Source organism: uncultured Hymenobacter sp. (assembly GCF_964243305.1).
GTDB lineage: Bacteria > Bacteroidota > Bacteroidia > Cytophagales > Hymenobacteraceae > Hymenobacter.
Map to the genome: position 1 here is coordinate 129,576 of NZ_CAXTEF010000007.1, position 24,028 is coordinate 153,603.

A 24,028-nucleotide genomic window follows, 5' to 3' on the forward strand; every position below is an offset into this window, starting at 1 on the left:
CTGGCGCAGCCGTCAGACCGGTCGGGCCGCTTGGCGGCGCCGGATTCCCTACCCCCTTACTTTTGGCAAAGCTTTGCTAAACCCCCTCCGGTCCCTTACTCTTCAATCAACGTCATGCGAAAAATCTATGCGCTGCTCCTACCCCTGCTTTTCCTGTCAACCCTCGTCCTGGCGCAGCCCGCTAGCATCACGCGCGTAAACCCGACCAATTGGTGGGTGGGCATGAAAAACCCGAACGTGCAACTGCTCGTGTACGGCCCCCGCGCCGGCACGCTGACTTACTCGGTGCAGTATCCGGGGGTGAAGCTGGTGAAGGCCAGCAAGGTGGAAAATCCTAACTACGCCTTCCTCGACCTCGTTATTGCACCCACGGCCAAGCCCGGCAAGCTGCAAATCGTGGGCAAAAGCGGCTCCCAGACGCTCACGCGGGCCTTTGAGCTGCAAGCGCGGGACAACACGCCCAAAGGCCAGGGCGTCACGGATGCGGATTTTATCTACCTGGCCATGCCCGACCGGTTCGCCAACGGCGACCCCAGCAACGACAAATTTGCCGATATGCGCGACCCCAGCGCCGACCGCGCTAGCCCATTCCTGCGCCACGGCGGCGATTTGGCCGGCGCCGCCCAGCACCTGCCTTACCTGAAGGATTTGGGCGTAACGGCCATTTGGTTTACGCCGGTGCTGGAGAATAATCAGCCCCTGACCGATGAGGGCGGTGCCCAGCGCTCCTCCTACCACGGCTACGGCTTCACCGACCACTACGCCATCGACCGGCGCCTGGGTGGCAATGTCGGCTACCAGGCGTTTGTGCGGCAGGCCCACGCGGCGGGCCTGAAGGTGGTGCAGGACGCAGTGTACAACCACGTGGGCAACACGCACTGGTTTATTCAGGATTTGCCGATGAAAAGCTGGCTGCATCAGTGGCCGACCTACACCAACACGTCCTACCGCCAGCAGCCCATCACCGACCCGCACGCCTCGCGAATTGACCGCAAAGTCACGCTCGACGGCTGGTTTGTGCCCTTCCTGCCGGACTTAAATCAGTCGAATCCCTACCTGGCCAATTTCCTGATTCAGCACGCCATCTGGACGGTAGAGAACTTCGGCGTTGATGCCTGGCGCGTCGATACGTATATGTATAACGACCAGCCATTTATGAACCGCTGCAATAAGGCGCTGCTCACGGAATACCCGCGCATTCACCTGTTCGGCGAGTCGTCGGTCAATAACGTGGTCGACCAGTCGTATTACGTCAAGAATAACATCAGCTTTCCTTTCAAATCCAACCAGCCGGGCGGCCTGGATTTCGTGCTCGAAGGCGCCATCGTGGAGGGGCTGAAGGAGGGCAGCGGCCCGCAGCGCATGTACGAGGCGCTGGCCCAGGATGCGGTGTATCAGGACCCGGCCAAGCTCGTGACCTTTCTCGACAACCACGACCACGACCGCTATCTGTCGACTATCGGCGAAGATTTCGACAAGTACAAAATGGGCCTGACCTGGCTGCTGACCACGCGCGGCATCCCGTGTATGTACTACGGCACCGAGATTCTGATGAAGAATTTCAAGAACCCCAGCGACGCCGAGGTGCGGCGCGACTTTCCCGGCGGCTTCGCCGGCGACACGCAGGACAAGTTCACGGCTGCCGGCCGCACGGCCCGCGAAAACGAAGCCTTTCAATTCGTGCGCACCCTGGCCACCTACCGGCGTACCCACCCGGCCCTGAGCAGCGGCCAGCTCATGCAATATCTGCCCCAGGATGGGCAATACGTGTACTTTCGCTACGGCCCGGCCGGCACCGTGCTGGTGGCCACCAACTCGACCGACAAGCCCGTCGCGCTGCCCACCGCCCGCTTCGCGGAGCGCACCAAGGGCTTCACCAAGGCCCGCAACGTGCTGACGGGAGAAGACCTGGCCAGCATCGCCATTCTTCAGCTACCGGCCAAAACCGCCGTGGTGCTGGAACTTAAGCCTTAAGCTGGAGCCAGGAGGGGGGTAGGGCAGTTCATTTCATTAACAGCCAAGCTGATATGGCTAATGAAATCCTCTACCCCCCGCCGCGCGGCAAGCTGTCCTAGTCCCCTGCGGGGCTCAGCCAGTCGGCTACGGCAGCGCCGGCTGCCGCGGCGGGCACCACCCGCACCCGGTGGCCTTGCCGCTGTGGCAGCGCTGCGCGCAGAGCGGCGCTGGCGCGGCGGCTGCCCGGCGCCTCCTCATCGTAGAGGCCCAGTACCGAGCGCGCGGCCGGCAGCTGCCGTAGCGATGGCCGCAGCGCCCGGCTGTTGGCCAGCTGTTGCAGAACCAGAAAATTAGGCTGGGGCGGTCCTGCGCCGGGTAGGCCGGCCGCCAGACTGGCGGCTCGGCCGGCGGTGGCCCACACGCCCAGCCGGGCGGTGTCGGCGCCGGGCGTGGCGCGCAGCTGGCGCAGGGCGGCCTGCGCCGCGAGCAGGTCGGCGGCGGTGTCGGCCGGGGGGGGTAGGAGTAGCACAATGACGCCGGCCCGCGCCAGCGCATCGGCCCAACGCAGGGCCAGCGCCGCGTGCTGGGGGGCCGGCAAGAGGGCCAGCGCGGGGCCGGCCATAGTTTCGTCGGCGGGGGCAAAGAGCAGCGGGCCAGCGCCCAGCGCCGGCTCACGGAGCCGGCTTACGCGGTAGGTGGCCGGCGCGGGGGTGCCGCGCCGCAGCAGCAACACCGGCGCCTGGGCCGAATCCAGCGTCAGGGTGCCGCGCCAGAAGTCGCCTTCGCGGGTCAGTGCCAGGCGCTGGCTGGGCTGGCCGGGCCGGGTGAGGCGCAGCGTGGGTGCCTGAAAATCAACCGAATCGGCCACGAAACTCAGGCCCGGTCGAGTGGGGGCCAGCACCTCCGCCTCGTAGTGGCCAGCGCGCGGGTGGCGCAGCTCCAGCACCAGCTTAAACGACGCTGCTGACCCTTCTTTCAGCCTCACGCTGCCCTCGAAGTGGCCCGTGCCCAGCGGGGCAGCGGCCCTGGCAGGGTCGCCGCGCTGCGGCGAGCAGCCTGTCCCCAGCAGCAAGGCCAGCAGCAGCCCCGAAAGACGATTCCCGCGGCGCGGGCCCGCCGTCCCAAGGGCGAGGCAGTCCAACAAGCCTGAAAAGAAAACGCGCGGCATGGCGGCAAAGCTACGCCAGCCGCCGGCCCGCCAGACCCTTGCGCAGAATCAGGTCGGTCTGCACGTCCTGCCCCAGTTGAAACGGGTGCGAGCCAATCTGCTTAAACCCGAAGCGCTGGTAGAACGCCAGCGCGCGGGTATTTTTTTCCCACACGCCCAGTACCACGGCCACGCAGTGCAGCTGCTCAGCCAGCGCCAGCGCGCCGCGCATCAGCGCGGCGCCCAGACCAGTGCCCAGCCAGTCGTGGCGCACGTAGAGCCGCTCGATTTCGAGGCGGCCGGCCGGGTCCTGCCCCTCGCGCAGGCCCAGGCTGGAGTTGTCGCGCAGCTTGGCGTAGCCCACCAGTTCGGCGTTCATGAAGGCCAGCAGAAAGGTGTTTTCGCGGTCTTGCAGCTCGGCCAGCTGCTGTTCAGGCCCAAAAGCTTCTGCTTCGTAAGCGGCCATATCTTCGGGCCGGTTGTCGGCGGCGAAGGTGTCGTGAAACGTTTGCCGGCCCAGCTCGGCCAGTTGCGCCGCCACGGCGGGGGTGGCTTTGGCCAGGGTAATCCGAAGGGGAGAAGACATGAGGGGATAGGAGCCGGCGGTCAGGCTAGCGTAAAATATTAGAAGGGCAAAGGTCAGGGCCAACCAGCATATTCCGCCCTAGGACGGGTTGCCCGAGCGGCGCAGTAGCCGGCCATAGTAAGCCAGCACGGCCGCCGCGGCCAGCCCCAAAGCCAGCGTGCCCAGCCGCGGCCAGCCCACGGCATCGAAGCCATTTTCCTTGCTTAGGTACACGGCAATACCGATTTGCAGCAGCACGCCCAGCGCCAGCAGCACCCCGGCCAGCAGCAGCAGCCAGCCCACGAAGCGGCGCGTGGCGGGGGGTAGGGGACGGGGAGCAGCCATGAATGCCAGCACTACGGTGCGCCCCGGTTTGGTGTTACCCCAATAGCCAGCCGCTTGCAAAGCCAATTCTGTGGCGTAAATTCGTGCCACCAAGCCAGTCAGGCGAGAGTAGCTCAGTTGGTAGAGCATCAGCTTCCCAAGCTGGGGGTCGCGAGTTCGAACCTCGTTTCTCGCTCATTGACTAACAGCCGTTTAGCTTATATGCTAGGCGGCTGTTTTGGTTTTGAATTACACAGTAAATTACACAAGTGGTTTGTTGCTCGCCATTGAGTAGCTAAGAACAACACTGCAACAGATGGCCAATAAGGAAGCAACTGCCCGAATCAAAATCAACAAGCTGCTAGAGGAAGCTGGCTGGCAGTTCTTCGATTCTGAGGCGGGTAAGGCCAACATTGTGCTGGAGCCGAACGTGAAGCTGACTACGGCCCAGGTATCGGCGTTGGGCGATGACTTCGAGAGCATCAAAAATGGCTTCGTTGATTTTTTGCTGCTGGACGAGAAAAGCGCGCCGTTGATTGTGCTAGAAGCTAAGGCCGAGGATAAGAGTCCGCTCGTCGGCAAGGAGCAGGCCCGCAAATATGCCCGTTCCCAGAACTGCCGGTTCGTGCTGCTATCTAATGGCAACCTGCATTACTTCTGGGACTTGACGCAGGGCAGCCCCTATGTCATTTCGCGCTTTCCGGGCCCGGAGTCGGTAGCGGGCTACAAGAAGTTTGAGCCCAACCCCGAAAAGCTGGTGAGCGAAGCCGTCGAGGGGGATTATATCGCCCTGACGCAACAGCCGAGCTACGCGAATGAAGCCGGCTGGAAAAATGAGGCGGAGCGGCCAGACTTCGTCGAGAAGAACAAGCTGCGCTTTCTGCGCGAGTATCAGTTGCGGGCGGTGCGGCGATTGCAGGAGATGGTGAAGGAGGGGCATAGTCGATTTCTGTTCGAGATGGCCACCGGCACCGGCAAGACGCTCACGGCGGCAGCCGTTATCAAGCTGTTCCTGCGCACGGGGAACGCCCGGCGAGTACTGTTTCTGGTGGACCGCCTGGAACTGGAAGAGCAGGCCAACAAAGCCTTCGTGCAGTTGCTGAAAAACGACGCCAAGTCTGTCATCTACAAAGAGCAGCGCGACGACTGGCGTAAGGCTGAAATTGTGGTCACAACCGTGCAGTCGCTGCTATTCAATGGCAAGTACCAGCGGCTGTTCGCGCCGACTGACTTTGACCTGGTGATTTCTGATGAGGCGCACCGTTCCATAGGCGGCAACGCGCGGGCCGTGTTCGAGTACTTCATTGGCTACAAGCTGGGTCTCACGGCTACGCCTCGTGACTATCTCAAACGCTTCGACACAGCCCAACCCACTTCTCGCGACCCGCGGGAGCTGGAGCGCCGCCTGATGCTGGATACCTACCGCACCTTCGGCTGCGAGTCCGGGCAGCCTACTTCCCGCTACTCGTTGCTGGATGGAGTACGCGACGGCTTTCTAATAAACCCGGTGGTGGTGGACGCCCGCACCGACATTACCACGCAGCTACTATCTGATGAGGGCTACGCCGCGCTGGCGCAACAGGAGGCCAGCGATGAGGAAGAAGAAACCTACTTCCAGCGCGATTTCGAGAAGAAGTTCTTTTCGGAAAACACCAACCGCGTGTTTTGCGAGACGCTGCTGCGCCACGGGTTGCTGGACCCCGTGAGTGGGGAATTTGGCAAAACCATCGTGTTCGCGGTGAGCCAGGCGCACGCAGCCAAGCTCACCCAGTTGCTCAACGAACTGGCCGATAAGGTTCACCCTGGCCGCTACCAGTCCGATTTTGCGGTCCAAGTAACTTCGCAGGTGTCGGGTGCGCAGCAGTACACCATCAACTTCGCCAACAACAAGCTGCTGGGCACGGCCAATTTTCTTCCTGAATACCGCACGAGTAAGGCCCGCGTGTGCGTGACGGTGGGCATGATGACCACGGGCTACGACTGTCCTGATATTTTGAATTTGGCCCTGATGCGGCCCATCTTCTCGCCCACGGAGTTTGTGCAGATGAAGGGCCGGGGCACTCGCAAGCATAACTTCCTTGAAGAACTGCGCGACGAAAGTCAGCACGAGCTAGTGCGCCACCCCCGCAAAACGGCCTTCAAGTTGTTCGACTTCTTCGCCAACTGCGAGTACTTCGAGGAGAGGTTCAACTATGACCAGGTGCTGAAGCTGCCGGCCCGCGCTGCCACCGCCCGGCGTGATGACGATTTCGGTGGGGACCAACCCTCGACCGGCTCCTACGAGACCACTGAGGCCGATGGAGTGCGCACTCTGGAAGAGCAGTTTATCGGCCTGGAGGGAATGAAGGTTGACCGCATGTTCTTCGAAAAGTTCGAGGACCAGGTGAAGGCCGATGAGGTGTTGCGCCGCCAGGTAGAGACCGGGCAGTGGGAGCAGGCGACCGAGTATCTGGTCAAGACCTTTTTTGACAAGCCCCAGGAATATTTCAACCTCGAAAAGCTGCGCCGCGCCGCCGGCGTGGACCGCCGCCTGAGCGTGCGCGAAGTGCTGGAAAAAGCCTTCGGCCGTATTCCTTCCTTCAAATCGAAGGATGAGCTGCTGGAGGAAGAATTTGACCGATTTGTGCTCGACTACAAGCCGGCCGATGCCGAGCACATCGTGGCCATGAAGTACTTTTTCAAAGCCTACATCACAGATGGGCGGCTGCGTACCATCCTGGCCGATGGCCACCTTACCGACCTGAATACTAACCCTAGCTTTGGCATGGCCGACTACAAGGCCGTGCCAGCCGGCTGGCGTAACATCATTCCTACCTACATCAAGGACTATGTGCCGCTGAACCGCTTTTTATAAGCCGGTAGCTGGTGCTCCCTGACACTTTTCGCTTTCCAGTGCTCGATACCGAAACTAAACGCCGAATAGACTCCTGCCGCGACATTCTGGTGGGCAAAGTGCCCGACCCCAAGTCGCAGGTAGAGCAGATTACCATTGCGCTGATTTACAAGTTCATGGATGACATGGACGCTGAGTCGGAGGAGCTGAACGGCAAGCGCACCTTCTTCGCTGGGCAGTTTGCTCGCTTTGGGTGGGCGCAGCTCATGGCCCCCGGCATGGGCGGGCAGGACGTGCTCAATCTCTATTCCGAAGCCATCGGGAAGATGAACGAGAACCCCGGCGTGCCCACGCTGTTCCGCGACATCTTCAAAAATGCCTACCTGCCCTACCGCGACCCCGAAACGTTGCGGGCCTTTCTCAAGGAAATCAATGCCTTCAGCTACGACCACTCCGAGCGGCTGGGCGATGCCTTTGAATATCTGCTCTCAGTGCTGGGGGCGCAGGGCGACGCGGGCCAGTTCCGCACCCCGCGACACCTAATTGATTTTCTGGTGGCGGTGATTGACCCGCAAAAGCACGAAACCGTGCTTGACCCCGCCTGCGGCACGGCCGGCTTTCTCATTTCGGCCTACAAGCACATCCTGGCCCACAACCAACGGCAGCGCCCTGGCGACACGCTCACGCCCGACGAGCGCGCCCGCCTCGTGCGCAACTTCCAGGGCTACGACATCTCGCCCGACATGGTGCGCCTCTCGTTGGCCAACCTCTACCTGCACGGCTTCCCCGAGCCGCGCATCGAGGAGTATGACACGCTCACAAGCGAAGCGCACTGGAACGACACTTTCGATGTGATTCTGGCCAATCCGCCGTTCATGTCGCCCAAGGGCGGCATCCGGCCGCATAAGCGGTTTTCGATGCCTTCCAACCGCTCCGAGGTGCTGTTCGTGGATTATATTGCCGAGCACCTTTCGCCCCAGGGCCGGGCGGCCATCATCGTGCCCGAGGGTATCATTTTCCAGAGCGGCACCGCCTACCGGGCGCTGCGCCAGCAATTGGTGCGGCAACAGGGGCTGGTGGCGGTGGTGAGCTTGCCGGCCGGCGTGTTTCAGCCTTACAGCGGCGTGAAAACGTCGGTGCTGCTGCTCGACAAGCGCCTCGCGCCCCACGCCGACGAGGTACTGTTCGTCAAAATCGCGAACGACGGCTTTGGCCTCGGGGCGCAACGCCGCGAAACGACCGGCTCGGAGCTGCCCGCCGCCGCGGCCCAGCTCCGCACCTGGTTTCACCACTTGCGCAAAAGTGCCCTGGGACAGACCGTTTCCGACTTGGCTGGGCTGCACTTGGTGAGCAAAAGCCGCATCGGGGAGAACGGAGATTGGAACCTGAGCGGGGAACGGTATCGGGAAGGTGTGACCATTACATCTACCTTTCCTATCGTGACTTTAGGAGAAGTTTGTGAAATTAATCCTAAAAAGTCTGAGCTGAATAAGTACTCGCCAAATACTGAAGTGTCGTTTGTGCCGATGCAAGACGTGGAAGAGAATCGTATCAGCTTCGTTGCTAAGCAGACAAGACTTTTGAGCGGGGTCGAGGATAAAGGCTATACTTATTTCAAGAACAATGACGTGCTTCTCGCTAAGGTCACACCTTGTTTTGAGAACGGAAAAGCCGGAGTTGCCAAGAATCTATTGAACGGTATGGCATTAGGTTCGAGTGAATTCTATGTTCTGCGACCGAGTGAGCAAATACTACCTGAACTAGTTTACTATTTCATTTCCTCCACGCAGTTTAAAGAAAGTGCTGTTTCACGCATGACTGGCACCGGGGGGTTGCAACGGGTGCCGCGTAGCGTGGTAGAAGATTTTGAAATTCCCCTACCCCCCCTGTCCGTGCAGCAGGCCATCGTGGCCGAAATCGCGGGCTACCAGCGCGTGCTCGATGGAGCCCGGCAGGTGCTGGCTGCATACCAGCCCCGCATCGCTGTGGATGCGGCTTGGCCTGTGGTGGAGTTGGGGGAGGTTTTCAAAACCAGGTCGGGAACAACACCAAGTCGCGACCGGAAAGATTATTTCGAGGGCGGGACTATCCCTTGGGTCAAAACCCTCGATTTGAATGACGGGCCTCTACGAGCAACAGAGGAGTGCATCACAAATTTGGCATTACAAGAAACCTCGTTGCAGATTCTACCAGTTGGGACAGTCCTTGTGGCTATGTATGGCGGCTTTAAGCAGATTGGCCGAAGCGGCGTGTTGGAAATCGAAGCCACGCAGAATCAGGCTATGACGGCGCTTTTGCCAAATGAAGACGTGGACCCGTACTTTTTGAATTACACGCTAGTAAGCTCCAGAGAGTACTGGAAACAGGTTGCGAACAGTACCCGAAAGGACGCCAACATTACCAGAAATGATGTTCTGCGATTCAAGTTTGCCCTACCCCCCCTTGACACCCAACGCCGGCTGGTGGTGGCCATAGAAACTGAGCAGCGGCTAGTGGCGGCCAACCGAGAGCTAATTGACTTGATGGAGCAACGGGTGCGGGACGCCATCGGCCGGGTCTGGGGCGCAGCGGTGATGGCTAATTAAACGGCTACGACAATGGAAGAAGCCGCCCGCATCCTGGACTACTTGCCCCGCAGGTTCAAAAATGAGCAGGAGCAGGAATACGTAGGCTTTCTCTGGCAAGCTTTTGAGCAGAACTATGCGAATGGACAATACCAATTCGCGCTGCTGGCTTATCACATGCTCTTCATGAGCTGCGTGTACTGCGCGGTCTGGCAGATTAAGGGTAATCGGAAGGTCTTATTAGAAAGTGCCCTGCTATTGCATCAGGATGAGGACAAGGATAAGATTTTAAAAGCGTCTTCCCCGTTCAGCTTCAGTCGGATGCAAGAGCGGGCCGTTTTCAACCTATTGCGTCTCGTTGACTGCGAACGTCAGCACATCGGTAAGCTGAAAAAGCTTGTGGATGACCGCAATGACATGGCGCACGCTAATGGTAGCATCTACTATGCCAGCGCGGCTACGGCGGATATTAAAATCAATGAGGTGTTGGCTCTACTCGGCACCGTTCAGAATTTGATGCGGCCTGTAGTGCAAGGGTGTTTCAAGCAGTTCCTGCTTGATAGCCATGACCCCGAACTTCGGGAGTATCCGCTGGAAGAGGACCAGATTCAAGAGGTCCTGATTTACACTAACTACTTCTCACCCAGTAATGAGGAGGCCTGCTTGAGCTTTGATTTAGACTCTTTACGCAGTGACGAGCATTTTGAGGCTATGCAGACGCTTTTTGACAGGTTTTGTGCCATCCAAGCAGACTACTGATTTCTACAGTCAGCTAAATCAATGCACTGTGCGGTAGGCTTGGCGCGGGTGGTTGGGGGCAAAGCGTCGTTCCAGCTTTCCAGCTTTTATCAGAGCCGGTATGACCTCATTTATTAAATACTTGCCGTTCTTACTGGTGGCTTCAGCCAGTTCCGGTAACGAGCGCCAACCCTGTTTTGCTGCTTCCAGCAGGGTCTGTTCTAGCTTCACTGAAGCGGGCACTTGACCCTGCTCATTCCCGGTGGTATCCAAGTTTTTAATGGAAGTCTCCAGGTTTTCGGCGGAAGTCTCCAGGTTTTCGCTCGAAGTCTCCAGTTTTTTGGTGGAGGTCTCCAGATTTCCGTAAGAAGTCTCCATCTTTTGGCTCAAGCTCTCCATCTTATCAGTAGCAATCACTGCCTTCTGTAAGGAGTTTTTCTCATTCCCAACTGAGCTAGTCTCCTGTGGGGCAACGCTATCGTCTTCATTCAGCGCATAAGTAGTACCAGGGCCCCGGCCCGTAGAAACCAAGAACTCCTCCTGGCAGAGGGTCTTTAGCAAGCCCGACAGGTCGGCCGCGTGCATATTCACCCGGTAGCGCAAGCTTCGGTGAGTAACAGTGTCTTCTAGGGCTACAATGGAAAGCACGGTCAGGGCATCGCCAAATAAAGCAGCAGCCCGTTCGCCAAACGCCTCGTGTAGCCGTTCATGCGCCTGCCCCGATAGAATACTCGCCATTTCTAGCTCCAGCGTCACACGGTCAGGCTCATCGCGCACGTCTAGGTAGGGCCGCATCCAGCGGGCGCTTTCCCAGCCCCGCACGATTTTGTCGGCTCCACTACCAGCCTGCTCCGCGCCGCCGATAAAGCTGAACATTCGCTGTAGCGATTTATTACGGCAGATACTAGTGCCGCCCTCGTAGTACTGCCTCATCGACACGAGTAGCGTACCTGGGTTGGTAAACTGAAAACCGTGGGTTCGGCGAATGCTCACCAAGCTGCCGGGCGCGCTATAATCGGCATGAACCAGCGAGTTGATAAACGCCTCACGCAAGGCAGTATGAGCTGGCGTTTCATCTTGACGCTGACCGTTTTTTAGTTGGAATGGGCGCGGTAACCCGGCTGAGATACGGGGCCACGCCATGCGGAAGAACTGAAATAAGTTGGCTTCCCAGGTGCCATCAGGGTAGAGTCGGTCAGTCCAGCGTACTTCAGGGTCTTGCGTCAACACCTCTTGATAATCGGGAAAGAACTGCGGGGCACATTCAGGGTCGTGAATGGCTTCTGTTTTGCCAAACATCAACACCCCGGCCAGCGTCAGCCCTTCTTGCTTGCTTTGCCGGTCTTGGCGGTAGGCGCCTAGTTTGCGCAACAGTCCTAAATCATCTTCGGCCAGCCACGTGTGCCCTGGCCGGGTAGTGCTCATCAGTTGCCGAAATTGCTGGATGCTGCGCAGGTCTAAATCGTCGGGGTAGACGAATCCACGCAGAATGCGGCTGTCGGCGGGCACGTTGGCATCGCTGTCGGCAATCATGCGGCGCACGGCGTCGCGGTTGCAGCGATAATCGCCACTGTCGCGGCGCTTGTATGTCCCAGTGTTAGGGTCGAGGCCTACATAAACGGGCATCTGCTCACGGTTAGCCCGCGGTATATCAAAAACCAGAAAATACTGGTCGGGCTGGTCTGGAACCGGAATGTGCCGCACATTCGCGTCCTTCAGCAGGTCCGCACTAATCTTGTTCCGGTTGTTTTGGGTGTCAAAGAAGTCCTGGCGGAAGCGTTGAGTCTGAACCAGCGTCAGCCCGTCAGGAACAAACCTATTGATTGCCTCCTCCTTTACCCCCAAGACAATCAGCCCGCCTTCTGTATTAGCAAACGCCGAGTAGGTTTCCCAGAAGGCCCCAGGAAAACCGCCTCTCGCTGACTTATACTCTATCTCGCTGCCTTCGAATTGCGGAAAAGCAGCAATTACCGAATCCTCAAGGGGGTCAGAAAATAGATTGTATTGGTGAGTAGGCATGAGAATCCGCTAACAAGTGCTGACCTCAAAGATACTTTGCCTGCATTCTTTGCCCCAACTCACTGGCAGGCTCATTCTAGAGATTATAGAGCCGCATTCTAAGAACAGTGACCTCTAGTAGAGTAAATCTAGTATATTGTCGGGTAAAACGACCTGACAGATGGCAAAGTACTATGTATTAACGTTGACGGCCGACGAACAGACCTCGCTGACGGAGTTGGTGCAGCAGCGGCGCGTGGCCAGCGCCCGATTGGTACGGGCGCAGTGCCTGCTGGCCGTGGCCACGAACGGCCTGGGCTGGGGCGACGCGCAAACCAGCCAGGCCTACGGGGTGAGTACGCGCACGCTCGAACGCCTGCGCCAGCGGGCCTGCGAAGCGGGCGTGGACGCGGCTTTGCACGGACAGCCGCGCCAGCGGTGGCCGGCCAGCAAATACACGGGCGAGGTGGAGGCCTACCTGGCCGCCACCGCTTGCTCGGCCCCGCCCGCCGGCCACGCCCACTGGACGTTGTGCCTGCTGGCTGACCGCCTGGTTACGCTTCAGGTGTTGCCCCAGGCCAGCGCGGCGATGGTGGGACGGGTGCTCAAAAAACGAATTACAGCCCTGGAAGCGGCAGATGTGGGTGATTCCGCCCGTTCAGAACGCGGCCTTTGTCTGCCAAATGGAGCGGGTGTTGGACGTGTACCAGCGGCCCTACGACGCGGCCCGGCCGGTGGTGTGCCTGGACGAGTCGCCCAAACAGTTGCTGCGCGAAAGCCGCACCCCGCTCACGCTACCTGACGGCAGCACCCGCTACGATTGCGAGTACCACCGCCAAGGCGTGGCCCAAGTGTACATGCTACACGAGCCGCTTGCCGGTCGCCGCCGCGTACAGGTCGAGGACCGCCACGACCGGCTCACCTTCGCCCGCGTGGTGGCCCGCCTGCTGGAGCAGGACTACGCCCAAGTCGAGCGCATGACCTTAGTGCTCGACAACTTGTCGGCCCACCAGCCGGCGGCCTTCTACGAGGTCTTCGACCCGGTGCGGGCCCACGCGCTGCTACAGCGGGTCGAGTTCGTCTTCACCCCCAAGCATGGCTCGTGGCTCAACATGGCCGAAATCGAGTTTGCCGCCTTGCTTACCCACGGCTTGCCGGAGCGGGTGCCCGACTGGTCTACGCTGCAAGCACACTGCCACGCGTGGCAGCTGGCCCGTAATCAGTTGGGAGCACCTACCAATTGGCAATTCACTACCGAGAAAGCCCGCATCAAACTCAAGCGATTGTACCCGACAACCGGCTAGATTTGCCCTACTAGGATAACACTAGAGTCAAAATGGTCTGGGTAGCTAAAGCAGAATAGACGGGCCAGTTACTCTGCGCTGGGGTCGTGGTGGTAGCGGCCGTGACGAGCGGCCAGCTCGTCGCTCAAAAATTCTACCGGCATCGGTGGCCTTGCGGTTGTCATGAAAGGCCACCGAGAAGAAATAGACAGTCTTGTGTTATTCTGCCCGCAGGCTCAGTACGGGGTTGCGGCGGGCGGCTCGCCAGGCCTGCACACTTACTGTGAGCCAGGCAATGAGCAGGGCCCCCATGCCGGCTGCGGCGAAGTACCACCACTGCCACGCCACGCGGTAGGAAAAGCCTTCCAGCCACCGCTGCAGGAGCAGGTAGCTGAGGGGCAGCGCCAGTACGATGGCTACGACGACCAGCCAGGTCAGGCTGCAGGTTAATAGCCACACAATGCCCAGCTCGCTCGCGCCCAAGGCCTTGCGGATGCCGATTTCCTTGCGCCGCCGCTCGGCGGTGAAGGCGGCCAGGCCCAGCAGACCCAGGGCAGAAATGAGAATGGCCAGCCCGGCAAAGTAGCGGGCGAGCACGGCGACCCGCCGCTCGGCCACGTACTGGGCCTGGTAGTCGGCATCCAGAAACGTGTAGTCGAGCGCAAAGCCGGGGTTGTAGGCGGCGTACAGTTGCTGAAGCCGCGCAATCGTGGCCTGCTCCGCGCCCGGCTGGACCTTCACGAGCACCGTGTTAATCAGGGGGTCGAGCTTGAGGAGCAGGGGTTTGATTTTTTCGTGCAGGGACTCGTAGTGGAAGTCGCGGACCACGCCCACGATGCGGGCGCCATCGAGTTGTTGGCCCACGGGGTCCGGCATCCCCAGGCCGGCCACCAGGGCCTGGTTGACGAGGATGGCGGCGCTGTCGGCGCGGAATTGCGGCGCAAAGCTGCGGCCGGCGACCAGGTGCATACCCATCGTTTCCACCAGGTCATAGTTGACCAGCATCGTCCCTACGGGCAAGCGCTTACCCTGCCAGCTCATCTCCGAGACGTAGCGCCCCCCCAGGAAGCCGCCCAAGACGCTAGACCCCTGCACAACGCCGTGCAATTGCTTCACCTCGCTCAGAAAGGCCGCCTGCTGGCGCGCCGCCTTGCCGCCCGTATCAAAGCGGAGCACGTGTGCTTTATCGTAGCCCAGCGGTTGGCGCTGCACAAACGCCAGCTGCGCGTTGACCACCACCACGGCCACGATGAACAGCACCGAGAGCGTGAATTGCAGCACGACCAAGCCCTGCCGCGTCCACACGTCCCCGGCCTTGGTCGGCAGCTTGCCTTTCAGCACGGCCGCCGGCTGGAACCCCGACAGGTAGAACGCGGGGTAGCTGCCTGCCAGCAGCCCCGTACCCAGCGCCAGGGCTAGGCCGGCCCCCACCAGCTGCCACACCCACCGCAAGGCCAGCGGCTTACCCGTCAGTTCGCTGAACTGCGGGAGCACGAGCTCTACCAGCCCCACGGCCACGACCAGGGCCAGCAAGGCCATCACCACGGATTCGGTCAGGTACTGCCCCACCAGCGCGGCGCGGCTCGCCCCCAGGGCCTTGCGAATGCCCACTTCCTTGACCCGCCGCGAGGCCTTGGCGGTGAACAGGTTCATGAAATTGATGCTGGCAATCACCAGGATGAGCACAGCAATCAGGGCGAACAGGCGCACGTACTCGATGCGCCCCCCGGTGGCGACGCCGTTTTCGTAGGTGCCGTGCAGGTACGCCGCCGAGAACGGCCGCACGAACAGCGTGCGCGCCCGGGCCTGGGCCTGCGCGCTTTTGGTTTTCAACAAACCCGCCAGCTTGGCTTGAAATTGCGCGGGGCTGGCGCCCTCCTTCAAGGCTAAATAGGTGTTGAAGGGGCCGTCGTCGTCCCACTTGATGGTCTCGCTCATTTGCATCTGGTCCTTGAACGAGGCAAACGGCAGCACGCAATCAAACTGCTCGGACGAGTTGCGGGGCACCCCGGCAAACACCCCAGCCACCAGGCAGGTCTGCTTTCTGTCGGCCATTTGCCATTCCACGGCTTTGCCCAGGCTGTTCTGCGGCGACCCAAAGAACTTCGTGGCCAGGGCTTCGGAGAGGACAATGGCATCTTTATCCCGCAGCACCGTGGCGGGGGTGCCCACCAGCAGGGGGTAGGAAAACAGCTGGAAGAAGGCCGGGTCCGCGTATTTGGGGACGGCGGAGAGGTGCTGGCCGCCCGCCGCCAGCGTGAAGGCGGGGAAGAACGGGACCGGCGTGGTAGTGGCCACGAATTCAATCTCCGGCATTTCCCGCCGTAAGGCCTCGGCCAGCAGCGGTATGGTGCCGGGCTGGGTCTCGATGCCGGCGGCCGTGCGACGGTTTTCCATCACCTGGTAGAGCCGGCCGTCCAGGGCGTGGTAGCGGTCGAAGCTGCGCTCATCGCTTACCCACAGGTAGATGAGCAGCGCGCAGGCCAGGCCGGTCGAGAGGCCAATCAGGTTGATGAAGAACGTGCTTTTGAACCGCTTAAAGTTGCGGTAGATAAGCAGCAAGGGGTAGGGAAGCATGGCCAAAGGGGGAGGAATCGGTTAGAATTGGCTGCGGCTGTTTTCCAGTACTACCTGCCCGTCGAGCAGGCGGATGACGCGCCGGGCGTACCGGGCGTCGTGCTCGGAGTGCGTGACCATGAGCACGGTGGTGCCCGCCTCGTTTAGTTCGGTCAGCAGGCCCAGCACGTCGTGGCCGCTGGCCGAGTCGAGGTTGCCGGTGGGCTCGTCGGCCAGCAGCAGGGGCGGGGCGTTCACCACGGCGCGGGCCACGGCCACGCGCTGCTGCTGCCCGCCCGATAGTTGCAGCGGAAAGTGGTTGCGCCGGTGCAGCAGCTGCATTTTCTCCAACACCTGTTCCACCCGCTGCCGCCGCTCGGCGGCCCCCACGCCAAGGTAGCGTAAGGGCAGCTCCACGTTCTCAAACACCGTCAGCTCGTCAATCAGGTTGAAGCTCTGAAACACGAAGCCCAGGCTGCGCTTGCGCAGTTCGGCCCGCTGACGCTCGGAGTAGCGGCTGGTTTCGGTGCCCAGCAGTTGCAGGCTGCCGCCATCGGGCTCGTCGAGCAGGCCTAGCAGGTTGAGCAGCGTCGATTTGCCGCAGCCCGAGGGGCCCATGATGGCCACAAACTCCCCTTGCTCCACTGTCAGCGAGACGTGGTTCAGCGCCTTGGTTTGCACCTCCTCGGTGCGGTACACCTTCTCCAGGTTTTCGGTCTTAATTATCAGCATCAGCCTTTTATGGTCAGATAGTTAGTAAAAATCCTATGGCTGGTGGTTATCCAGCACCAGTTCCTGCTGGTCGGCGTAGCCTTCGTAGCTGGAGGTTACGACCCGGTCGCCGGGTTGCAGGCCGGCCAGCACTTCGTAGTAGTCGGGGTTCTGCCGCCCCAGCCGGATGGCCACCCGCTGGGCCCTGCTGCCGTCGGCCCCCAGCTTGAACGCCCAGTTGCCCACGGTTTGCTGGTAGAAGCCGCCTTTGGGCAGCAGCACCGCCGGGGCCTTTGCACTCAGCGCCAGCCGGATGGGCAGGGTCTGGCCCCGCCGCAGGCCCGGTGGCGGGGTACCGGTAAAGGCCAAGTCGATTTGCAGGCCTTTGGCCACTTGGGCAAAGATTTTAGTCACGCGCAAGGCATACGCCTGGCCATCCACCACCACTTCGCCCACCTGACCGGTTCCGATGCGAGCAATGTAGAACTCGTCCACCGCGGCGTGTAGTTTCACGCCCGCCAGCGCATCAATCTGCCCCAGGCGTTGCCCCCGCGTTTTGGCCTCGCCCACTTCCGCGGCCAGCGAGCTGAGCCGCCCGCCCACCGGGGCCCGTAGCAGCAGGTCGTCCATCTTGCGCCGCATCAGGGCCAGGTTGCTGGTCATGCGTCGCACCGATTCCTGCATGGTGCCCAGTTGCTGCTGCATGGCCATCGAATCCTGGCGCAGGGTCTGCTGCGTCAGCTGCCGTCGGCGCCGCTGGTAGCGGTAGGCGTTCTGGCTCTGCAAGTAGTCCTGCCGCGCAATCACCTTTTGGTCGTACAGCACCTGGTTGATGTCGAACACCCGCCGGGCCTCGGCCAGCTGAAAGTCGATGTCGGCTAGCTGGTTTTGGCGCAGAATGCGGTTTTGCAGCAGCTGGTTGCGGGTGTTGCGCAGGTTGTTCATCAGGTCGTACACGGCCGTTTCGCGGTTCACCATCTCCAGCTGCAAGTCGGGGTTGGTCAGCCGCAGCAAAGGCTGGCCCACCGTCAAGGTCGTGCCTTCTTCCACCAGTACCTGCTGCACCGTGCCGGCCTCCACTGCGTCCAGGTACACGGTACGCAGCGGCTGCACCACCCCATCAATGGCCGTGAATTCCTGAAAATTGCCACGTATAACGGGGCTAATGGTCAGCCGGCTGGCCGCGACGTGCAGCCGCTGGCCCGGCCGAGGCCAGTAGAGGCCGGCCACTCCCGTGCCCGCCAGCACCAGGGCCCCTAGCCACCACCAGCGGGTAACAAACGACCACTTTTTCTTGGGAATTAGAACATCCATTCGGCGCGGGGCATGGGGGAAGCAGTAGAAACCTACTGGCTGGGCGTCCCAAGAACGGTGCCTTCATTGCAACTTATTGCTAATCAACGGTTTTTGTAATGGAACAGCGAGTGTCCTTCTCCAAGCGTCCGCTTTTGATACAGCCGACCGTTCGGTTCTGATACACTCAGAATCCGCATCCCGACCGGAAACGGCTTTACTAGCTAAAAAACGCTACTTTTCCCAGGCTTGCATGGTTTGTGGGGCCCGATTGGTACGGGTATAGACAGGCACCGACTTTTACGTTTCATCCAGCCTTTTTCATGATTTCCAAGCAAGCGCGCGTGCTGGTAGTAGACGACGAAAGCGACGTGCTGTTCGCCATCAAGCTGCTGCTCAAGACCGAGGTACGGGAAGTCGTCACGGAGAAAAACCCGGAAAACCTGCTCTCCCTGCTCCGCCAGCAGCATTTCGACGCCATCCTGCTGGACATGAACTACCGCAGCGGCCAGGCCACCGGCAACGAGGGCTTCTACTGGCTCGGCCGCATCCTGGAGCACGACCCCACCGCGGCGGTTATCCTGATGACGGCCTACGGCGACGTGCGCACCGCCGTGCGCTCGCTCAAGGCCGGCGCCACGGATTTCCTGCTCAAGCCCTGGCACAACGAGCAGCTGCTACAAACGCTCGCCGCCGCCTTGCAAGCCAAGCCCCGCGGCAAAAGCGGGGGGGGCGGCCCGAAAATCTTACCTGCGTCGGCCGCTGCCACGGCCCTGCTGGGGCAATCGGCCGCCATGCAGGAGGTGCGGGCCATCATCGAAAAGGTGGCCCCGACCAACGCCAACGTGCTGCTGCTGGGGGAGAACGGCACCGGCAAGGAATTGGTCGCCCGGTTCCTGCACGAGCAGTCGCGCCGCGCTGCCCAGCCCTTCGTCGCGGCCGACGTGGCCGCGCTCAGCGAGGGGTTGTTTGAAAGTGAGTTGTTCGGGCACGTTAAGGGCGCGTTCACCGATGCCCAGGCTAGCCGCGTGGGCCGGTTTGAAGCGGCCACCGGGGGCATCCTGTTTCTGGACGAGATTGGTAACATTCCCCTGCCGCAGCAAGCCAAGCTGCTGACGGCCCTGCAAAACCGCCAGGTGGTGCCGGTGGGCAGCAACGTGCCCGTGCCCGTGGACATTCGGCTGCTGTCGGCCACCAATGCGCCGTTGCACGCGCTGGTCGCCCGCGGGGCCTTCCGCCAGGACCTGATGTACCGCCTCAACACCGTCGAAATCACGCTGCCGCCTCTGCGCGAGCGGGACGACGACGTGCAGCGGCTGGCCCAGCACTTCGCCCGGCTGTACGCCCTGCGCAACCAGAAACCAGCCCCGGAATTTACCCCCGCCGCCGTGCATAAACTCCAGCAGTATAACTGGCCGGGTAACGTGCGAGAGCTGCAGCACGCCGTGGAGCGGGCGATTATTTTAGGGACCGGTCCGGTGCTGCGGCCCGAAGACTTTCACTTTCAGAACCCCGCATCTGCCGCCAAGGCAGCGGCGGCACCGGGCTTGGCACCGACAGAAAATGGGCTTCCGTTACTGGAAGTAGAAAAAAGCACTATCCTGCGTGCCCTCTACCGCCACCAAGGCAACCTGACGAAAGCTGCCAAGGAGCTGGGCCTCACCCGTACTGCCCTCTACCGCCGCCTCGACAAGCATGATATTTAGCCGCCTGGATACCGGCCTGTTGGGGCGGCTGCTGTTGCTGCTGGCCGCGCTGGCTGGCGGCGGGTACGCCGCGCTGCACCACGCCTACGGATTGGCCCTGGTGGCGCTGGGAGCACTGCTGGCTCTGGTTGTAGTCCTGGCTCGCTACCTGACGCGCGGCCAGCAGGCTCTGCTCGACTTCACGCTGGCCCTGAAATACCGCGACTTTTCGCGGCAGTACCCGGAGCAGCCCGCTTCGGCGTCGCTGCGGCGACTGCACGCAGCGTTCAACCAAGTCAACGCCACGTTCCGCGAGTTGCGGGCCGAGAAGGAAGCGCAATCTCAGTACCTGCAAACCATCCTGGCCCTCCTGGATACCGGCATCGTTTCCTACGACGCGGCGGGCACCGTAACCTGGGTCAATGAGGCTTTTAAAAGCACGCTGCAACTGCCCTACCTGAAAAGCATTCAGGCGCTGCAACACCGGCAGCCGGTCCTGTACGAGGCCATTGGCCGGGCCGTACCCGGCCAGCCCGCGGTGGTCAAGCTGACCGTGGGCTCCCACGCGCTGCAACTCCTCTTGTCCGCCACGCAGTTTAACACGCGGGGCGAAGCGTTTACCCTGCTGGCTTTCAAAAATGTTAGCCAGGCACTGGCCGACACCGAAACCGCCGCCTGGCAGCAACTGCTGCGAGTGATGACGCACGAAATCATGAACTCGGTCACGCCCATTGCCTCGCTGGCCGATTCGCTGGGCCGCCACGTGCAGGTGGCCCAGCAGCAGGATTCGGCTGCCGCCGAGTTGCTCGACGACGTGAGCACCGGCATCCGCATCATTCAGCAACGCAGCGAAGGGTTGCTGCGCTTTGCGCAGGTGTATCGCAACTTCAGCACCCTGGCCCCGCCGCAACGCACGACTCTCTACGTGCAGGAGTTGCTCCAGACCACCCATCAGTTGCTAGCTCAACAGCTGACTGCCCAAGGCATCGAAGTAGCTATCACCGTGCGCCCCGCCCACCTCACGTTGCAAGCAGATAGCCACTTGCTGGAGCAGGTGCTTATTAACTTGGTGCTCAACGCCGCGCAGGCCGTCGACCAAACTCCCGACCCACGAATTAATTTGCTGGCCTGGCTCGATAGGCAGGAACGAGTGGTCATTGAGGTAAAAGACAACGGGAGCGGCATTCCTGCCGATTTATTGGACAGCATCTTCGTCCCTTTTTTCACCACCCGCCAAAGCGGCTCTGGTATTGGGCTGAGTCTGGCCAAGCAAATTATGCAGCTGCACCAGGGCAGCATCCAGGTACAATCCGCGGAAGGTGCAGGCAGCGTCTTTCAGCTTTGGTTTTCCGGCCCGACCACACTCTAACAAGGGGCTTTCTTACCACACACAGGACGAAAAATCACATTAAGCTCCGGTCAACGTCTGACTGTTGCCCGTGGGGACGCCCAGGTGAACGAGGTAGCGGTATATAGTCGCCCGTCCCACGCCCAGCAGCTGGCCGATTTCAGCCACCGTTTTGTCTTGTTGCAGGTACAGCGTTTTGGCGGCTTGCGCCTTAGACAAAGCTTCTTTCGATAAACCTTTGGGCCGGCCACCCTGCCGACCTCGCGCCCGCGCCGCGGTGAGCCCGGCTCTGGTACGTTCGCGGATGATGTCGCGCTCAAACTCCGCGAGCGAAGCAAACAAGTTAAACATGAGCCGACCCTGGGCTGTGGTCGTGTCCAAGTGGTCGTGCAGGCTCACGAACTGGACACCTTTCTCCTGAAAGCTCGTCACCAGCGTGACGAGGTCTTTGAGCGAGCGTCCCAGTCGGTCGAGTTTCCAGACTACGAGCGTATCGCCAGCGCGTAGCCGAGTCAGCAGAAGCTGGAGTTGCGGCCGGTCTTTAGAAGAGGAGACTTTCTCCTGTATAAGGTCGGTGCAGCCGGCGGCCTGCAAGGCGTCAATCTGCAAGTGTAACTGCTGGTCCTGGGTACTGACGCGGGCGTAGCCAATTTTCATGGAGGGAAGGCAATAGTCTCAGAAAGTCACGGTGATGAAGATGCGCGAACACAGTTTCGTGAGACCAGGGAATAAGACAGTTTCGACGCAGCTTAATTTTCCGTTTGGAGCAAGCTGGCGCGTCGTCGGAAAACGTCCGTTTTGTGAGACAACCGCCTACCCAGCTTTCCCCACCAATCACGTGCTAGTCGCCCATCTATTTCAGCAGCAGATGAGCCCGCAGAAGAGCCTTGCGCTTCCCTGACAGTTCAAAGTAAACCGGCTCTAGGTCTCTAAGCCATGAGGTTGCCTGGTTCTGCCATTTTATTAGTAGGCGGCTAAACTTGTCGCGAAGCCAGTAGAGGTCATCAAGTCTCTCGTGCGTGCAATTGACCGACTGGCCCAAGGCAGTATGGGTCCGATAAGAGATGATTAATTCATCCACCTCGTCCAGCCATGTTTGTAATTCGTCATCGTTTTCGTCGTTGAACGGCTCACCATCGGCCTTCAGGCACTCATCAATAAACTTTTCATAACGCTCGTCCAGCTTGCGGCTCGCCTCAGCCTCCTGTTTCGCCTTGTGTCCTCGTGCAACCTGTGCCAGTAAGCCATCCACGGAGTTGTCTTCCTCGTCCTCTTCGGCTGCGGGCGTCGGACGGGCTCGTCCAACGAGAGGTTTAATAGGCTGCTTCGAGGTGGAAGATGTAATCAATGGTCGTGCAGTCCTACCGTCTGGTTCTGTAGGATTGTCGCGAAAGTGTTGCGAGCGGCACACATCCGAGCAAAACTTTTTGTTAGCGCGTCCTACAATGGGTTCTTCGCATTGAAGGCAGTTTCGTTCTGTATAAAGCATAAAGCAGATGAAAATGGCGGTACAACCGTTTATAAACGTTCGCGAACGTTTATAAACCCTTAAAAAACTGAACTTCCATGTTGTAGGACATGCTTTGCTAGACAAGCATAGTCATCTTCAAACAAGCTCTGTCCCTGTATTCAGAATTTCTTGATTTTGTTACATCACGTTACTTCACATAATATGACGGAGGAGGCAGTGGTGTAGTACCTCAATGTCCTAATTGGTGTCAAACAGTTGGGCACATCACTTCACCTCGCATTCACTATAGGCCCTCGTGAGGTGAGGTGACGTTTGCAACAGGCACGCGATGTAGGGGCAAGTCCGCTTGAAAACCTGGACTCGGCAACAAGTCCAACGCAAGGGCGCCCGCTAGGACAAAATCCTGCTCCGCTTCCCGTTTCACAACTGTGCCGCACTCTAGCATTCGCTTCTTCCACTTGCCCGCGGCCGTATCCTGCACATTACGCAGAACCTTGATGCGCTCAATCAGCTGGGTGTGACGCAGCGAGTCCGTACCTGCTGGGAAACACTGCTTAGCCAAGTTGCGCTCGTCTTTGTCTTTTTCCGCACACGCGAGAGCTGCTGCCCGCCCATCGGTCACGAAGAACTTTCGGCCCTCGGAGTATGAGAAGTACACAGCCTCAAAGTCGTGGGCGTTGCGCAGGATTTTGCTATTAATCGTGTGGTATCCACCCTCTCGGTTTTTGGTCACAGTGATGACCCCACCGCCTTTACGCTCGGCTTCGCTGCCTAAATGGCCCCGCATCTTGTCGCTGCCTGGATTTTCGTGGACCACCAGCACAATGGTCGTGTTGAGCGTGGTAGCCTGAATCATAAACCAATCCACGATTCTGCCGCTTTCTGTGGCTCCGTTCACGTCGTCAATCAAGTCCGCTAACCCGTCAATAATCCACAGGTGAGCGTCCGGGTACATGTCAAACAGCAGTCTCACTCGAAACAACTTTTCAGCTTTTGGGTAGCTGCGAAAATTATACACCTTCAAATTCGGCACATTGTGGGAGGGTCCTACACCTAGCAGGCGGCCAATATTGCCAACCATCTTTTTGGTGTTGGCTTTAGGCTGTTCTGTGTCAACGATTAGCACAGGTCGCCCGTTAGCGGGCGACACGTTGATGCATAGGGTGTCCTCTGGATGGCCCGCTGGCAACAAAGCACTAGCAGCCATGCACACACATACAGCACTTTTGCCAGCCTTAGGTTTGCCTGATATGAAGGAAATGTCTCCGCGCACTGCGAAAGTCTCACCGTTAATCCGCACAACCGGCACTAGGTCGGGTACATCTGAATCGGCTCGTACTTCGTCTAACGCCAGAGCATAGCGTTTATGGTCTGCGGACACAGCTTCGCCGGTTAGCTCGAAACTATTCGCTTGCTGTAGTACAGCAATTCTATCTGTGTAGGTCATGACGAAAAGACGCCTCCCTTCCGCTGCTTAAGAACTACATCGTATAGACATTGTATGAGGTGGTCCAGTGAAAACAGACAGTGGCCAGTCTTACCTTCCACTGCCCATG

General features: G+C 59.9%; 17 protein-coding genes, 1 tRNA gene and 1 pseudogene. 9 read left to right on the forward strand and 10 right to left on the reverse strand.

Annotated features, from left to right (window positions below; genetic code table 11):
* Nucleotides 1-114 precede the first annotated feature (114 nt).
* The gene (locus ACFE70_RS06980; protein ID WP_375417007.1) at nucleotides 115-1,974 is read left to right on the forward strand and encodes a glycoside hydrolase family 13 protein; all 1,860 of its coding nucleotides are present in this window, start codon (nucleotides 115-117) and stop codon (nucleotides 1,972-1,974) included.
* A 97-nt stretch (nucleotides 1,975-2,071) separates the two neighbouring features.
* On the opposite strand, the gene ACFE70_RS06985 is transcribed toward ACFE70_RS06980, so the two are convergent.
* The 3 genes from ACFE70_RS06985 to ACFE70_RS06995 form a co-directional block, all read right to left on the reverse strand.
* Nucleotides 2,072-3,124, reverse strand: a complete 1,053-nt coding sequence (locus ACFE70_RS06985; RefSeq protein WP_375417008.1) for a hypothetical protein — start codon at nucleotides 3,122-3,124, stop codon at nucleotides 2,072-2,074.
* Between the two features lie 10 nt (nucleotides 3,125-3,134).
* Nucleotides 3,135-3,689, reverse strand: a complete 555-nt coding sequence (locus ACFE70_RS06990) for a GNAT family N-acetyltransferase (protein WP_375417009.1) — start codon at nucleotides 3,687-3,689, stop codon at nucleotides 3,135-3,137.
* Between the two features lie 78 nt (nucleotides 3,690-3,767).
* Nucleotides 3,768-4,013 (reverse strand): hypothetical protein, encoded by a 246-nt coding sequence (locus ACFE70_RS06995; RefSeq protein WP_375417010.1) that lies wholly within the window; start codon nucleotides 4,011-4,013, stop codon nucleotides 3,768-3,770.
* A 102-nt stretch (nucleotides 4,014-4,115) separates the two neighbouring features.
* On the opposite strand from ACFE70_RS06995, the gene ACFE70_RS07000 reads away from it, so the two are divergent.
* From ACFE70_RS07000 to ACFE70_RS07015, 4 genes are all read left to right on the forward strand, one after another.
* Nucleotides 4,116-4,188: transfer RNA gene (locus tag ACFE70_RS07000), tRNA-Gly, on the forward strand.
* A gap of 120 nt (nucleotides 4,189-4,308) precedes the next feature.
* Nucleotides 4,309-6,846 (forward strand): DEAD/DEAH box helicase family protein, encoded by a 2,538-nt coding sequence (locus ACFE70_RS07005; RefSeq protein ID WP_375417011.1) that lies wholly within the window; start codon nucleotides 4,309-4,311, stop codon nucleotides 6,844-6,846.
* Nucleotides 6,847-6,884: 38 nt separating this feature from the next.
* Nucleotides 6,885-9,410, forward strand: a complete 2,526-nt coding sequence (locus tag ACFE70_RS07010; protein WP_375417012.1) for an N-6 DNA methylase — start codon at nucleotides 6,885-6,887, stop codon at nucleotides 9,408-9,410.
* A gap of 12 nt (nucleotides 9,411-9,422) precedes the next feature.
* Nucleotides 9,423-10,148: a hypothetical protein gene (locus tag ACFE70_RS07015; RefSeq protein ID WP_375417013.1), complete on the forward strand. Its 726-nt coding sequence runs from the start codon at nucleotides 9,423-9,425 to the stop codon at nucleotides 10,146-10,148.
* An 18-nt stretch (nucleotides 10,149-10,166) separates the two neighbouring features.
* Here the strand turns inward: ACFE70_RS07015 and ACFE70_RS07020 are convergent, their stop codons facing one another.
* Complete coding sequence (locus ACFE70_RS07020) at nucleotides 10,167-12,146, reverse strand: RNA-binding domain-containing protein (RefSeq protein WP_375417014.1); 1,980 nt, start codon at nucleotides 12,144-12,146, stop codon at nucleotides 10,167-10,169.
* Nucleotides 12,147-12,306: 160 nt separating this feature from the next.
* On the opposite strand from ACFE70_RS07020, the pseudogene ACFE70_RS07025 reads away from it, so the two are divergent.
* Together ACFE70_RS07025 and ACFE70_RS07030 are read left to right on the forward strand one after the other, a co-directional pair.
* Nucleotides 12,307-12,720, forward strand: a pseudogene (locus tag ACFE70_RS07025) (helix-turn-helix domain-containing protein); the annotation flags it as partial.
* Nucleotides 12,668-13,429, forward strand: coding sequence for an IS630 family transposase (locus ACFE70_RS07030; protein WP_375417025.1), 762 nt, complete (start codon nucleotides 12,668-12,670; stop codon nucleotides 13,427-13,429). The pseudogene ACFE70_RS07025 and the gene ACFE70_RS07030, both read left to right, overlap by 53 nt.
* A gap of 198 nt (nucleotides 13,430-13,627) precedes the next feature.
* Here the strand turns inward: ACFE70_RS07030 and ACFE70_RS07035 are convergent, their stop codons facing one another.
* From ACFE70_RS07035 to ACFE70_RS07045, 3 genes are read right to left on the reverse strand one after another with little or no spacing between them, the layout of a single operon-like run.
* Nucleotides 13,628-15,985, reverse strand: a complete 2,358-nt coding sequence (locus ACFE70_RS07035; protein WP_375417015.1) for an FtsX-like permease family protein — start codon at nucleotides 15,983-15,985, stop codon at nucleotides 13,628-13,630.
* A gap of 21 nt (nucleotides 15,986-16,006) precedes the next feature.
* The gene (locus tag ACFE70_RS07040) at nucleotides 16,007-16,690 is read right to left on the reverse strand and encodes an ABC transporter ATP-binding protein (protein ID WP_022821726.1); all 684 of its coding nucleotides are present in this window, start codon (nucleotides 16,688-16,690) and stop codon (nucleotides 16,007-16,009) included.
* A 39-nt stretch (nucleotides 16,691-16,729) separates the two neighbouring features.
* Nucleotides 16,730-17,989 (reverse strand): efflux RND transporter periplasmic adaptor subunit, encoded by a 1,260-nt coding sequence (locus ACFE70_RS07045; RefSeq protein WP_375417016.1) that lies wholly within the window; start codon nucleotides 17,987-17,989, stop codon nucleotides 16,730-16,732.
* 302 nt (nucleotides 17,990-18,291) lie between these two features.
* Between ACFE70_RS07045 and ACFE70_RS07050 the strand changes: the two genes are divergently transcribed.
* Nucleotides 18,292-19,674, forward strand: coding sequence for a sigma-54-dependent transcriptional regulator (locus ACFE70_RS07050; RefSeq protein ID WP_375417017.1), 1,383 nt, complete (start codon nucleotides 18,292-18,294; stop codon nucleotides 19,672-19,674).
* A complete protein-coding gene (locus tag ACFE70_RS07055) occupies nucleotides 19,664-21,022 on the forward strand; it encodes a PAS domain-containing sensor histidine kinase (RefSeq protein ID WP_375417018.1) in 1,359 nt (452 codons plus the stop codon). Before ACFE70_RS07050 ends, ACFE70_RS07055 begins: the two co-directional genes overlap by 11 nt.
* 39 nt (nucleotides 21,023-21,061) lie before the next feature.
* On the opposite strand, the gene ACFE70_RS07060 is transcribed toward ACFE70_RS07055, so the two are convergent.
* From ACFE70_RS07060 to ACFE70_RS07070, 3 genes are all read right to left on the reverse strand, one after another.
* Complete coding sequence (locus ACFE70_RS07060) at nucleotides 21,062-21,658, reverse strand: recombinase family protein (RefSeq protein WP_375417019.1); 597 nt, start codon at nucleotides 21,656-21,658, stop codon at nucleotides 21,062-21,064.
* Between the two features lie 196 nt (nucleotides 21,659-21,854).
* Nucleotides 21,855-22,349, reverse strand: a complete 495-nt coding sequence (locus tag ACFE70_RS07065; protein WP_375417020.1) for a hypothetical protein — start codon at nucleotides 22,347-22,349, stop codon at nucleotides 21,855-21,857.
* Between the two features lie 406 nt (nucleotides 22,350-22,755).
* On the reverse strand, nucleotides 22,756-23,919 hold the full coding sequence (locus ACFE70_RS07070) for an AAA family ATPase (RefSeq protein ID WP_375417021.1): 1,164 nt from the start codon (nucleotides 23,917-23,919) through the stop codon (nucleotides 22,756-22,758).
* Between the last annotated feature and the right edge of the window lie 109 nt (nucleotides 23,920-24,028).

Excerpts from the sequence above, each read along its gene's own strand:
- ACFE70_RS06980 (WP_375417007.1), top strand. The coding sequence starts at position 115 with ATGCGAAAAATCTATGCGCTGCTCCTACCCCTGCTTTTCCTGTCAACC.
- ACFE70_RS06985 (WP_375417008.1), bottom strand. The coding sequence starts at position 3,124 with ATGCCGCGCGTTTTCTTTTCAGGCTTGTTGGACTGCCTCGCCCTTGGG.
- ACFE70_RS06990 (WP_375417009.1), bottom strand. The coding sequence starts at position 3,689 with ATGTCTTCTCCCCTTCGGATTACCCTGGCCAAAGCCACCCCCGCCGTG.
- ACFE70_RS06995 (WP_375417010.1), bottom strand. The coding sequence starts at position 4,013 with ATGGCTGCTCCCCGTCCCCTACCCCCCGCCACGCGCCGCTTCGTGGGC.
- ACFE70_RS07005 (WP_375417011.1), top strand. The coding sequence starts at position 4,309 with ATGGCCAATAAGGAAGCAACTGCCCGAATCAAAATCAACAAGCTGCTA.
- ACFE70_RS07015 (WP_375417013.1), top strand. The coding sequence starts at position 9,423 with ATGGAAGAAGCCGCCCGCATCCTGGACTACTTGCCCCGCAGGTTCAAA.
- ACFE70_RS07020 (WP_375417014.1), bottom strand. The coding sequence starts at position 12,146 with ATGCCTACTCACCAATACAATCTATTTTCTGACCCCCTTGAGGATTCG.
- ACFE70_RS07035 (WP_375417015.1), bottom strand. The coding sequence starts at position 15,985 with ATGCTTCCCTACCCCTTGCTGCTTATCTACCGCAACTTTAAGCGGTTC.
- ACFE70_RS07045 (WP_375417016.1), bottom strand. The coding sequence starts at position 17,989 with ATGGATGTTCTAATTCCCAAGAAAAAGTGGTCGTTTGTTACCCGCTGG.
- ACFE70_RS07050 (WP_375417017.1), top strand. The coding sequence starts at position 18,292 with ATGATTTCCAAGCAAGCGCGCGTGCTGGTAGTAGACGACGAAAGCGAC.
- ACFE70_RS07055 (WP_375417018.1), top strand. The coding sequence starts at position 19,664 with ATGATATTTAGCCGCCTGGATACCGGCCTGTTGGGGCGGCTGCTGTTG.
- ACFE70_RS07060 (WP_375417019.1), bottom strand. The coding sequence starts at position 21,658 with ATGAAAATTGGCTACGCCCGCGTCAGTACCCAGGACCAGCAGTTACAC.
- ACFE70_RS07070 (WP_375417021.1), bottom strand. The coding sequence starts at position 23,919 with ATGACCTACACAGATAGAATTGCTGTACTACAGCAAGCGAATAGTTTC.